Origin of the sequence: Pseudoxanthomonas japonensis (genome assembly GCF_010093445.1) — a bacterium.
GTDB lineage: Bacteria > Pseudomonadota > Gammaproteobacteria > Xanthomonadales > Xanthomonadaceae > Pseudoxanthomonas_A > Pseudoxanthomonas_A japonensis.
In genome coordinates this window covers 191,921-204,552 of record NZ_PDWW01000001.1, presented here as the reverse complement: position 1 = coordinate 204,552, position 12,632 = coordinate 191,921, and the positions used below count along the sequence as shown (strand labels likewise).

Annotated in this window: 7 protein-coding genes; all 7 read left to right on the top strand. The window is 64.0% G+C overall.

Annotation, left to right across the window (positions count from 1 at the left end):
• Positions 1-122 precede the first annotated feature (122 nt).
• The 7 genes from CSC78_RS00875 (at position 123) to CSC78_RS00845 (ending at position 12,473) form a co-directional block, all read left to right on the top strand.
• On the top strand, positions 123-1,613 hold the full coding sequence (locus CSC78_RS00875) for a transglutaminase-like domain-containing protein (RefSeq protein ID WP_162336019.1): 1,491 nt from the start codon (positions 123-125) through the stop codon (positions 1,611-1,613).
• A gap of 55 nt (positions 1,614-1,668) precedes the next feature.
• On the top strand, positions 1,669-4,695 hold the full coding sequence (locus CSC78_RS00870) for a TonB-dependent receptor (RefSeq protein ID WP_162336018.1): 3,027 nt from the start codon (positions 1,669-1,671) through the stop codon (positions 4,693-4,695).
• 134 nt (positions 4,696-4,829) lie between these two features.
• On the top strand, positions 4,830-5,588 hold the full coding sequence (locus CSC78_RS00865) for an N-acetylmuramoyl-L-alanine amidase (RefSeq protein WP_162336017.1): 759 nt from the start codon (positions 4,830-4,832) through the stop codon (positions 5,586-5,588).
• A gap of 327 nt (positions 5,589-5,915) precedes the next feature.
• The gene (locus tag CSC78_RS00860) at positions 5,916-8,855 is read left to right on the top strand and encodes a TonB-dependent receptor domain-containing protein (RefSeq protein ID WP_162336016.1); all 2,940 of its coding nucleotides are present in this window, start codon (positions 5,916-5,918) and stop codon (positions 8,853-8,855) included.
• A 102-nt stretch (positions 8,856-8,957) separates the two neighbouring features.
• Entirely contained in the window at positions 8,958-10,502 is a 1,545-nt protein-coding gene (locus CSC78_RS00855) for a serine hydrolase (protein ID WP_162336015.1), read from the top strand.
• A gap of 1 nt (position 10,503) precedes the next feature.
• Complete coding sequence (locus CSC78_RS00850; protein WP_162336014.1) at positions 10,504-11,211, top strand: M15 family metallopeptidase; 708 nt, start codon at positions 10,504-10,506, stop codon at positions 11,209-11,211.
• Positions 11,208-12,473, top strand: a complete 1,266-nt coding sequence (locus CSC78_RS00845) for an NAD(P)/FAD-dependent oxidoreductase (protein WP_162336013.1) — start codon at positions 11,208-11,210, stop codon at positions 12,471-12,473. The genes CSC78_RS00850 and CSC78_RS00845 overlap by 4 nt, the downstream gene beginning before the upstream one ends.
• The last annotated feature ends 159 nt before the right edge of the window (positions 12,474-12,632 follow it).

Sequence of the window (12,632 nt, the reverse complement as noted above, 5' to 3'; positions counted from 1 at the left end):
ATTTATTTCTTCCGCTATAAAAATCAAGAATAAATTATTGACCCTTCCGTTCATGCCGTGTTACACAGCCGTGACCAGTCGGCGTGGGGATGTACGACGTGGATGCGAGCGGGAGCCAGCACATGACCACAGAACGCGGCAGGCGCACCCGGCGCCGGATGGCTGCGTGGCTGTCGCTGTGCGGGTGGCCGATGGTACTCCCGCTGCCGGGCCTGGCCACGGCGGGCGATCCTCTCGCCGTTATCGTCGCGGATATCGACCAGGGACGGTTCCGCGACGCGGAAATCGCCATTGCGCAGGCACTCGCAAGCCACGACGCGGACACGGCGGGCCGCGAGGCACTGCTGTTCCAGCGCGAGCGCATGCGACGCATGCGCCTCGACTTCACCCTCGACGCCACCGCGGTGCGCGACCGCATCCGCACGCACGTGCCGGATCTGGGCGAGGACGAGTTCCAGCGCTGGGACAGTGCCGGGCTGATCGAGCGGCTGGATATCGACGGTGAGCCGCGTTACTTCAACCGGTCGGTGTCGAACCTGTTCCGGCTGAGTCCGGAGGCCGCCGCGCGCCGAGCGCCGCCGGTGCGGCCCTTCGCACAGGGCCCCTATGAGGCGCTGCACCGCCATCATCGCGACGTGGTGCAGGTCGCCAAAGCCACCGGCGCAACCAGCGTGCTGCCGCGTCGCGTGCGCATCACCCATACCCTCAGCGTGAAGCCCGACGCCGTGCCGGCGGGCGAAACCGTGCGCGCCTGGCTGCCGTACCCGCGCGCCATCGCGGGCCAGCAGGAGGCCATCGCGCTGGTGACCAGCCAGCCAGCGCGTCCGCAGGTGGCGCCGGAACGCGCGTTGCAGCGCACCGCGTATCTCGAGCAACCGGCGGTCGCCGGCGTGCCGACGACGTTCTCGGTGACGTATGAAGTCACCGTGCACGCACGCCGCGTGGCGATTGATCCCGAGCGCGTGGTGCCGGCGATCGCCACGCCCGAACTTGCTCCGTTCCTCGCCGAGCGCGCGCCGCATGTCGTCTTCAACGACGACCTCCGCCGTTTCAGCGAGCAGGTGGTGGGCGGAGAAAAGAATCCCTACCGCGTCGCCCAGAAGCTGTTCGCCGCCGTGGACCGCATTCCGTGGGCCGGTGCGCGCGAGTACTCCACGATCACCAACATCAGCGACCACGCGTTCCGCGCGGGCCATGCCGATTGCGGACAGCAGACGCTGCTGCTGATCACGCTGCTGCGGATGAACGGCATCCCCGCGCGCTGGCAGTCGGGCTGGGCCTATTCGGAAGACGTCGAAGGCCACGACACCATGCACGACTGGGGTGCGCTGTATCTGGCGCCGTACGGCTGGGTGCCGATGGACGTGACCACCGGCCAGCTCGACTCGGACGACCCGGCGCTGCGCTGGTTCTATCTTGGCGGACTGGATGCCTATCGCGTGGCGTTCAACGACGACTACTCGCGCGAGTTCATCCCCGCCAAGCAGCACGTGCGGTCCGAAACCGTGGACCTGCAGCGCGGCGAAGTGGAATGGAAGGGCGGCAACCTCTACTTCGACCAATGGGACTACACGTTCGAATGGACGATGCTGCCGCGGGATGGGCGCGGCTGAGCGCGATACGACCACAACACGATTCAACCAACATCTTTAGCAGGAGAGAGCGGGGATGAAAGGCAAGGTTCTGAAGAAAGCGGCGCTGGGTATCGCCCTGGGCGCATGCATCGCCACGATGGCGCCGCTGGCGATGGCGCAGAGCGCGACCGGCGCGGTCGCGGGTCGCGCCAGCGCGGGCGACCAGATCACGATCACCAATACGGCGACGGGCGCGACGCGCACGGTGACCGTGGAAGGCAACGGCAGCTATCGCCTGACCCAGTTGCCCATCGGCGACTACCAGTTGCAGGTCAAGCGCGATGGCGCCAACGTCGGCGACGCCGTCGGGGTCAATGTGTCGCTGGGAGGCACGACCACGGTCAACCTGGGCGCCAACGGCGGCGTGGTGAACCTCAATGCGGTGCAGGTGGTGGGTTCGCGGGTGGTCAACCGCGTGGACGTGCGCTCGACGGAGTCGGCGACCAACGTCAGTCGCGAGGAGTTGGCGCGACTGCCCGTCGCGCAAGATGCTTCATCTGTGGCGCTGCTTGCGCCAGGCGTGATCTCCGGCAACGCCTCCAATGTCAGCGGCCTCTCGTTCGGAGGATCATCGGTGGCCGAGAATTCGGTGTTCATCAACGGTCTCAACGTTACCGACTTCTATAAACGCCACAGCTTCTCCACTGCGCCCTTCGACTTCTTCCAAGAGTTTCAAGTCAAGACCGGTGGCTATTCAGTCGAGTTCGGTCGCGCCACCGGCGGCGTGATCAATGCGGTGACCCGGCGCGGCGGAAATGAACTTCAGGGTGGCGTGACTGTCACCTTCGAGCCCAACGCCTGGAGGACGGCCGGCGACGACCGCTATTACTCGGACGGCAGCACCAATGCGCGCTCCAGCCGCGATGGCAGCAGTTTCCTGAAGACCAATGGTTGGGCCTCGGGGCCGCTCATCGAGGACAAACTGTTCCTGTTCGCGATGTACGAGCAGCGCGAGAGCAATTCGCACTACACCAACGCCGGCGGCAGCAGCTGGACCAAGGGAGATGGTAGCAACGGCTTCTGGGGCACAAAGCTGGACTGGAACATCACCGACAACCACCTGCTGGAATTGCTCGCCTTCTCCGACGAAGCCTCCAGCGACACCAGTGCCTACGCCTACAACTGGGATACCGGCGTCATCGGCCTGCTCGACGGTCAGCGCACGACCGAAAGCGGCGGCAAGAGTGGTTCGATCACCTATACCGGCCATTTCGGCGAAAATTTCACCGCCAAGGCCATGTATGGCATCAACCGCAGCAGCAGCTTCGGGAGGTCGCCGGCGGATGACCTCTGCGAGGTAGTGGGTTATGAGAACGCTTCGTACGGTGCCGTGTACCGGGCGATGGGAAGTCCCGCGCTGGGTTGCCACCCGGGAGGGTCCGTGGTCTCGCACGAGGACGAGCGCAAGGCCAAACGCTTGGATCTGGAGTGGGCGCTCGGCGACCACCTGTTGCGTTTCGGCTGGGACCACGAACTGATGACCACCGAGCGCTTCGACCGCTATGCCGGTCCGAACGGCAGGATGTTGACTGCCTATGGACGTACCAGTCCGAACCAAGTGCTGGACAACGGCACGCCGTTGCCCACCGGCGTCAACGCGTACCTACGGGCACGCAAGCGTGCAGCAGGCGGCGTTTTCGACATCGAGACCAGCGCGTTGTACGCGGAGGACATCTGGAATGTAACGCCCAGCCTGATGCTGAACCTCGGCCTGCGTGTGGACAATTTCGAGAACTTCGACGCCGCTGGCAACAGCTACATCAAGCTGGACAACCTGGTCTCGCCGCGCCTCGGCTTCTCCTGGGACATGAAGGGTGACGGCAGTACCAAGCTGTTCGGCAACCTGGGCCGCTACTACATGCCGGTCACGAGCATCATCAGCTACAACTTCGCCGGTGGCCTGACCGACGAGTACACGTTCTATGCCTTGGACGGTTGGACGCCGGAAACCAATCCGATCACGGGCGCGCCGTACATGGCGCCGATCGTCGGCGCACAGATCGGTGATGTCGACGACAGCTACAACCTCTCGAACGAACCGGTGGACCGCAACCTCGATGCGGTCCATCAGGACGAGGCGATCCTTGGCTTCCAGCAGGTGATCAACCAAGCCTGGTCGTGGGGCGTAAACGCCACCTACCGGCGTATGGACAACGCCATGGACGATGTGCGGATCAACGCGCTATGCGGTGTGCGCCACGGCACGTTGTGGCCGATCGCCAACCCGGGCGATCCGCTGACCCTGTGGGGGACCACGGAAATGGGTTGCGCCCAGGATGGCTGGGTCACCATCGACACCTCCAAGGAGGGGTATATCACCGTCGGCAGCAACCGCATCGTGGGCTATTCCAAGCCCAAACGGACTTACAAGGCCGTCGAGTTCCAGATCGACCGCGCCTGGGATGACAAGTGGGCGTTTAACGCCTCCTACTTGTGGTCCAAGTCCGAGGGCAACCACGAAGGTCCGGTCAACTCCGACACCAACTACGGTGACACCGGCATGGTCCAGCACTGGGACCATCCTGCGAACAACGAACGTTACGGCGACCTGTTCAACGACCATCGCCACCAGATCAAGCTGCGAGGCAGCTACAAGCTCAACGAAATGTGGAGCTTCGGCGCCACGTTCACCGCGCTGTCCGGTGGTCCGATCACCGCCTTCGGTGTCACCTGGCCTGATGAGAACTTCGCCGTGGCCAGCTTCACCAGCACCGGCAGTGGTGGCGGCACCGGCTGGCTGTGCGTGGCGAACTGTGTCAATCCGAACGATGGCACGCCGTGGAGCTACACGGATCGCGAGTACCAATACTCGCCGCGCGGTGCTTACGGGCGCATGCCGTGGATCTACAACATGGGTGCCAGCGTGACCTGGACCCTCCCGGTAGAGGGCATCGACCTGAAGGCGCGGCTGTCAGTGTTCAACGTGCTCAACGCGCAAGAGGAGGTCAACGTGGCCGCCCGTTACGAGAGCAATCCGGGCGTGCGCCGGTCCACGTTCGGTACGCCCACCAACTGGCAATCGCCGCGGTACGCTCAGCTGGTGGTTACCTGGAATTTCTGATCGCGACGCAGGTTTGAAGTGGGCTTCTCCGGTGGCCTGCCGTCCGCGGCAGGCCTTTCTTTCTTCCGGTCATTCGCGGCCGAGCGCGTCGTCCGTGTTATTCCTACGCATTGCGTCTCATCGAGGTATCCATCATGACGAAGCACGTCCCATCCGCCTGCCGGTCCGCGATCCTCGCCGCCATGGTGCTCCTGCTCGGCGCATGCGCGCACTCCGCTCCACGCAATCCGCTCGCGACCTGGGTGCCCTCGAAGAACTTCGACGAGCGGCGGCCGGTGGTCATCGTGCTGCACTACACCGAACAGGATTCGGTGGAGCAGTCATTGGACACGCTGCGTAGCCGCAACAGTGGCGGACGTGTCAGCTCGCACTACCTGCTGGGCAAGGACGGCAAGATCTACCAGCTGGTCAGCGACACGCAGCGCGCCTGGCACGCCGGCGCGGGGCGCTGGGGCGCGATCACCGACGTCAACAACGCCTCGATCGGCATCGAGATCGACAACGACGGCAAGAGTCCGTTTCCCGACGTGCAGATCGACAGCCTGATCGTGCTGCTGCGCGACCTGACCCAACGTCTGCGCATCCCTCCGACGCAGGTCATCGGCCACTCGGACCTGGCGCCGACGCGCAAGATCGACCCGGGTCCGCTGTTCCCGTGGAAGCGTCTGGCGGACGCCGGCTTCGGTGTATGGCCGGCGGAGGGTGTTGGTGATCCCCCGCCCGGCTTCGATCCGTGGCTGGCGCTGCAGGCGATCGGCTACGCCACCGACAATCGCCCCGATACGGTGCGTGCTTTCCACCATCGCTTTCGCGGCATGGAAGGCACGGAACTGGATGCCGAAGACCTGCGCATCCTGCATGCGCTGACTGCGCCACCCGTGGCATCGCCGTAACAAACAGGAATATTCAAGTCGGTTTTTTTGCGGCGCAAGAATAATTTATTGACTGCGGTCAAGCTGCGTGCTACACCGCCATCACAGGGGTTTTGCCGGCAGGGGTGCCGGAGTAGTCGGTTTCAAATGCAATCTGTGGTGCGCACCCGGGATGGGATGCGCGGCAAGGCGCGAATGGGGAGCCATCCGGGCCGGGGATCGAGGAACGACAGCGACGCAGCCCCCGCGCGGGCAACGGCGTCGGCCCCGGAACCGCGCGCCGAGCGTATCGCAGCCCATCACATCGGTCGCGCACACCGCGCACAAAGACATCCAGAGGAGATCCGCATGCCCGCTCGACGCCCTTCGCTCAGGCCCACCCACCTCGCTACCGCCATCCTGTTGGGCTTGGCCGTTCCCGGCGTCGTGTTCGCGCAGGATGAGGCTTCCACAAGCAGCGCTGCCCGCACGCTAGATACGGTGAATGTCACAGGCTCGCGTATCAAGCGCACCGATGTAGAGGCAGCGCTTCCGATCACCATCATCCAGAGGGCGGAGATCGAAGCGCAGGGCATCTCTTCGGCGGAACAGCTGTTGCAGCAGCTCAACATCGCGACCAGTGGCTCGGATAGCCTCGCGGCCAACAATTCGATCTCGCCGCCGGGCCAAGCAGATGGGCGTGGCAACAATGGCTTGTCAGGCGCCAATCTGCGTGGACAGGGCGCTGACGCCACGCTGGTACTGCTAAATGGCCGGCGTGTAGCCGCACATGGTCTGGGTGGCCAGGTGGTGGACCTGAACTCGATTCCCTTCCAAGCCATCGACCGGGTTGAAGTGCTGCGTGACGGTGCCTCGGCCATGTATGGCACCGATGCTATCGGGGGCGTCATCAACTTCATTACGAGATCGGACTATCAGGGACTATCGGCCACCCTGGGTGCCGACGTGACGGATGAAGGTGGCGGCAACATCTATCGCGCGGGGTTGCTGGGCGGCGTCGGTGACCTCGATAGTGACCGCTGGAATGTGTGGTTGGCTTGGAACCACAAGAAGAATGAGATTCTCACGGGTAAGGACCGGGATTTCACCAATAGCTTCCGGCCGGACCGGGGCCTGTCTCCCGACTCCCGCGGTGGCCCCTTCGCCACCATCGGTAGCGGTGCAGGTACGCTGATCAACGGAAATTTGACGGACCCGCTTGGAGGCGGCCCACAGAACTGGGTGAATATCGCGGACCTCCCTGGAGGAATCGGTTGCGAGAATGCCGGCGACCTGATGGGGCCTTACGCCAACGAGATCTGGGATTACCCGACGTTTCGTTACGCCTGCGCCTGGGATTACGGCCGCGCACGCACGCTCCAGCAGGCATCCGAGACCAATCAACTGATTGGCCGCTTCACGTTCAACATATCTGACCGGCATCAGTTCTACATCGAAGCCATGGGGTCGGAGGTGGAGTCCAAGCGCCGGTTCGAAGCGCTGCAGTTTACGACCGCCATTCCGTCTACCACCAATCCCGCAACTGCAGCAGGTACGCTGGATCCGTATCCCCTCAACGATCTCACCCGCGCGACCTACGACATGGTCTATGGCGCGCTCTTGGGCCACTTTGGGCCTCAAGCCAATCTGATCTATGGGAATCCCATTGCGTACCGCTGGAGGTGCTACGAGTGCGGGCCGCGGCAATACACCACGACCACCAAAGCCATGCGGTTGATGTTGGGTCTGGATGGCAGCATCGGCAACTGGAACTATACGACGGGCCTTTCAAGGTCGAGCAGCAAGGCCGAGTCGGTGCTGACCAATGGCTTCGTCTTCACGGCGCCATTGAAGGAGATGCTGCGAACGGGGTTGATCAATCCCTTCCTGTTGCCGGGCCAGAGCCAGACCCCCGAAGCGCTGGCAGCGCTTGAGTCCATTTCAGCCGATGGCACGCAGCTTTATAGCGGCGAAACCACCACGACCACATTCGACGCGACCTTCACCGGTAGTCTCGGCTTCGGCCTTTGGGCCAAAGACGATGTGCAGGCGGCTTTCGGGGCGGAATGGCGTCGCGAGGAGTACGAGTTCACCGGCCCCGCCCTGTGGGATTCCACCACGTATCCGACCACGGGCGGTAGCGCATGGATCTACCAAGCAGCGGGTGATGCGAACAACTACATGACCGGCAAGGCTCGCAACGTAAAAGCGGTATATGCCGAGTTCCTCGTGCCCGTGCTGGATTCGTTGAATGCCACGATATCGGGTCGTTACGATGACTATGACGGTTTCGGCGGGACGTTCAATCCCAAGTACTCATTCAAATGGCAGCCAGTGGATTGGCTCGCATTCCGCGGGTCATACAGCACGGGCTTCAAGGTGCCCGATTTCGCCAAGCTGTTCCGAGGAACGACAGAGTCGCCCAGCATCGGCGCAGGCGTGGACATCGCCGACCCCGCAACATGCCCGGGAGGTGATCCGGATGCCAGCGAAGCGGGCTGCGAGAACATCTATCCCACGATTCTCACTGGCGGCAACCCGAACCTGAAGCCTGAGGAGTCCGAACAGCGGAGTATCGGCGTCGTGTTTGCGCCTACCAGCAATTTCAATGTCAGCGTCGACTGGTGGGAGATCGAACGACTGGCCACGGTGCGCTCCACAACCTTGCGCGAGCTCAAAGACAACTACGACATCTTCAGGGAAAACTGGATTCGCGACGCCAGCGGAAACGTCGTGCAGATCGACCAGCGCTACGTCAATACGGGTGGAACGCTGACGCGCGGCATTGAAGTGGATGCCAACCTGCGCGGTGAGCTGGCGGGCGGCAACTGGAACATCCACTTCAATGGCAACTATCTCGATCAATACAAGACCAAGACGCTCGAGACCTCGCCATGGAGCGCAGATCAGGTCGGGAGCTACACCCAGTGGGGCATCTTGCCGATTGAATGGAAGCACACGTTGAGTTTTGGCTGGGCGAAGGGAGACTGGGCACACACGCTGACTCAGGTGTACAGGGATGGCTATAAGGACTGGGTGCCGCGAGCCATCAGTCGCGGAGCATTGGACCCTGCAGACCTGCCCAACTACGATCCCGACGTCGATGAGTACATCACGTACAACTACAGTGTGAGTTGGACGGGAATGGAAGGGCTGAAGGCGACCTTCGGCATCCGGAACCTCCTTAATACCGATCCGCCCTTCACCGTGGCTTATCTTGATTACGGCGGCGGCTCTGGCTGGGAGCCACGTGTCGCTGATCCGCGAGGACGTGCATTCAACCTGGTATTGGAATACAAATTCTTCTGACATACGGGTTTGTGAGATAGCAAACGGGGCGTTGCCGTGAAGAAATTGCGGCGACGCCCTTCTTTTCGTCAATGTTGAGAACGCAGTGCATTGGGCCAGTCGATGAGATTGCTGTGGGTTCTCGCCATTCTTCTGGCACATACCGCAAAGGCCGAGCCTGCCGGCATCGAGATCGACTCCGCTGTCCAGCAGACATTCGACCGCTACGAGCTGCCCGGCATCGCGGTCGGCATCATCCGCGACGGCGAGATCGCGTACACCCGCACGCTGGGCGAGTTGCAGGCCGGCAGCGGCGAGAAGATCGACAACGACACGCTGTTCAAGATCGCGTCCAACAGCAAGGCGATGACGGCCGGTGTACTCGCACGCCTGGTCGATGCCGGCAAGCTGAAGTGGGACGACCCGGTCACCAAATACCTGCCACAGTTCCGCATGCACGACCCGTGGGTCACCCAGCAGATGCAGGTGCGTGACCTGCTGATCCACAACAGTGGTCTGGGGCTGGGCGCGGGCGACCTGATGCTGTGGCCGGAACCGAACCGGTTCACCCGCGACGACATCATCGCAGGACTACAGCACCTCAAGCCGACGCACAGCTTCCGGGCCACGTATGCCTACGACAACCTGCTGTATGTCGTCGCGGGCGAGGTGGCGGCCGCTGCCGGCGGTGCGCCCTACGAAGAGCTGGTGAAGCGCGAACTGTTCCAGCCGCTCGGCCTGTCGCGCTGCCAGGTCGGCGAATGGAACCGCGCCGAGGTCGGCAACGTGGCCCAGCCGCACATGCGCACGCCACTGGGGAATCGTGTCATCCGTGAGGATGACGAGGTGGTTCCCAACGTCACGTCCATGGCGGCCGGCGGCATCCGCTGCAGCCTCGACGACATGCTGACGTGGATGCGCATGTGGCTGTCGCCGGACGCGACGCCCGCGTGGCTGTCGCCCGCGCAGCGCAAGGCCGTTTGGACGGCGCACATGCCGATGCCGGTGAGCGCGCGCATGCGCGCCTGGGACAACAGTCACTTCTCGGCCTACGGCTACGGCTGGCGCCTGTCGGATGTCGATGGCGCGTGGAAGGTGGCCCATACCGGCACGCTGGCCGGGATGTATTCGTCGGTCATCCTGCTGCCCGACCAGCGCACCGGCATCGTCATCCTGATCAACGGCGAAGGCGAGGCGGCACGCACGGTATTGGGGCAGGTGCTGACCAAGCAGTTCACCGCACCGCAATCGACCCCAACGGTGGCGTACTACGCCGAGCTGCTGGATCGGGAGCGTGCCGGCGAGCGGGCCGCCAAGCCGAAGGCGGACACGCGCCATCGCACGATCGCCAGCCCCCGAGCGCTAGCTGCCTGGACCGGGCACTACCGCGATCCCTGGTTCGGCGACGTGTCGCTGTGTCCACAAGGTGATCGCGTGCGCTTCGTCGCGGCGCGCTCGCCGATGCTGGCGGGCACGATGATGCGTGTGGACGAGCGCTGGCTGGTGGACTGGGACGACGACAGTGTGGACGCGGAGCCCTGGTTGCACTTTGCAGCAGCGAAGGCGAGCGGCGACGCCGGACTTACACTGTCGCATGTCGATCCGGATGCGGACTTCAGCTACGACTATGCCGATCTCGATTTCCACCGCACGCAGGCGTGCCGCTGACATGCGTGGTGCCTGGCTGCTGCTTGTGTGCGCGCTGCCATGGCTGGGCGCCTGCGCTTCTTCGCCGGCCGTGCAGGTCTCTCCCGCGCAGGACGCGGCCGACGTGGATCTGGTCGAGGCGGCCAGCGTCGTGCCCGGACTGAAACAGGACATCCGCTACGCCGGCGCGAACAACTTCGTCGGCGCGCCCGTCACCGGTTATGAAGCACCGAAATGCATGTTGCTGTCGCCGGTCGCGCAGGCGCTCGCACGGGTGCAACAGGACGTGCAGCGCGAAGGGCTGTCGCTGAAGGTGTTCGACTGCTACCGCCCGGTGCGCGCGGTGCAGCACTTCGTCCGCTGGGCACGCGATCCGGCCGACCAGCGCACAAAGTCCGCGTACTACCCCAACCTGGAGAAGGCGAGCCTGCTGGATGGCTACATCGCCGAAACCTCCGGGCACAGCCGCGGCGCCACGCTCGACCTGACCCTGGTCCGCTGCGATGGCGATGCCTGCACGGAACTCGACATGGGCACGCCGTTCGATTTCTTCGATCCGCGCGCCAACACTGCGCATCCGTCGATCACCGACGAACAGCGCCGCCACCGCGAGCAGCTGGTGCAGGCCATGGCCCGCCATGGATTCCAGAACTATGCGATGGAGTGGTGGCACTTCACCTTCCGTCCCGAACCCACCCCACGCACCGCCTACGACGTTCCGATCCGATGAGTCCTTCCCCTTCTTCTTCCTCGCCGCGCACAGCCGATGTCGCGGTGATCGGCAGCGGCATCGTCGGTCTGTCGACGGCGCACCACCTGATGGATCGCGGGCTGTCCTGCCTGCTGATCGACGCCAAGGGACCGGCGGGCGAGACCTCGTTCGGCAATGCCGGCTCGATCTCGGTCGGCAACGTGATGCCGCAGTCCACGCCGGGCATCGTCACCAAGGCGCTGCGCATGCTCGCCAACCCGTTGGCGCCGCTGAAGCTGGACTGGGCCGTCAGCCCGTCCTATGCGCGCTGGCTACTGCAGTTCCTCAACCAGGGCCGCTTGCAGCATGTGTTGCCGATCATCGATGCACTGAGTGCCATCAACACCGCCTCGCGCAGTGCGTGGCTGGATCTGGGCGAGCGCATAGGTGCGAGCGAGCTGATCGGGCACACCGGCTACCTGCATGTTTACAGCGAGGACGCGACGTTCGCGAAGGGCGAATGGGAGCGCGGGCTGATGCGTGAGCGAGGCGTCGCGTTCGACGTGCTCGATGCCGCCCAGTTGCGCGATCTCGAACCCGGCATCGGCGCGGGATTCCAGCGCGCGGTGTTCCAGCGCGACTCGCTGGCGATGCGTGATCCGGGGGAGTTCTGCCGTCGTCTGTTCGACGACCTGCGCACGCGCGGCGCGGCATCCTTGATCTCCAGTGCGTCCGCCATCGTGCGCCAGGGCGACGGCTATCGCATCGATACCGATCAGGGTCCCGTGCATGCGGGACGCGTGGTCGTGGCCGCGGGCGCATGGAGCAACGCATTGCTGCAGCCGTTCGGCCTGAAGATCCCGGTGATACCTGCGCGCGGCTACCACTTGATGTACCCGCAGGCGCAGGCGGTCGTGCTGCGCCCCACGCTGTGGGCCGAGCGCTACATGGTGGTGTCGCCGATGCAGGCCGGCATCCGCATGACCAGCATCAAGGAGCTGACCGCGCTCGGCCGCGATCCGCATTACGCGCTGATCCATCGCCTCGATCCGGAAGCGCGCAAACTGTTTCCCGGCATCAGCGGCGAACCGGTGTCGGAGTGGGCGGGCAACCGCCCGTGCACGCCGGACTCGCTGCCGATCATTGACCGGGTGCCGGGCGAAGATATTTTCGTCGCCACCGGCCACGGCCATCTTGGCCTGACACAGGGCCCGGTCACCGGCAGGCTGGTCGACCAGATGATGGCGGGCGAGGCGACGGACATTCCGCTGGCGCCTTACGCATTGGCGCGGTTCGGTTAACCGGGTTCCAGCGTCTGTAGGAGCGACGTGAGTCGCGACCGCGGATCGTCAGACCTACGGATCCATATCGAAGGGATTGATGCAGGGGCTCGTCGGAGTGTTTTCGCATGATGTGAGTGCATCGGCAGCCCACGCGTGCGGTCGCGACTCACGTCGCTC

What these genes read in the sequence shown, in the direction of transcription:
- CSC78_RS00875 (WP_162336019.1), top strand. Translation starts at nt 123, where the DNA reads ATGACCACAGAACGCGGCAGGCGCACCCGGCGCCGGATGGCTGCGTGG.
- CSC78_RS00870 (WP_162336018.1), top strand. Translation starts at nt 1,669, where the DNA reads ATGAAAGGCAAGGTTCTGAAGAAAGCGGCGCTGGGTATCGCCCTGGGC.
- CSC78_RS00865 (WP_162336017.1), top strand. Translation starts at nt 4,830, where the DNA reads ATGACGAAGCACGTCCCATCCGCCTGCCGGTCCGCGATCCTCGCCGCC.
- CSC78_RS00860 (WP_162336016.1), top strand. Translation starts at nt 5,916, where the DNA reads ATGCCCGCTCGACGCCCTTCGCTCAGGCCCACCCACCTCGCTACCGCC.
- CSC78_RS00855 (WP_162336015.1), top strand. Translation starts at nt 8,958, where the DNA reads ATGAGATTGCTGTGGGTTCTCGCCATTCTTCTGGCACATACCGCAAAG.
- CSC78_RS00850 (WP_162336014.1), top strand. Translation starts at nt 10,504, where the DNA reads ATGCGTGGTGCCTGGCTGCTGCTTGTGTGCGCGCTGCCATGGCTGGGC.
- CSC78_RS00845 (WP_162336013.1), top strand. Translation starts at nt 11,208, where the DNA reads ATGAGTCCTTCCCCTTCTTCTTCCTCGCCGCGCACAGCCGATGTCGCG.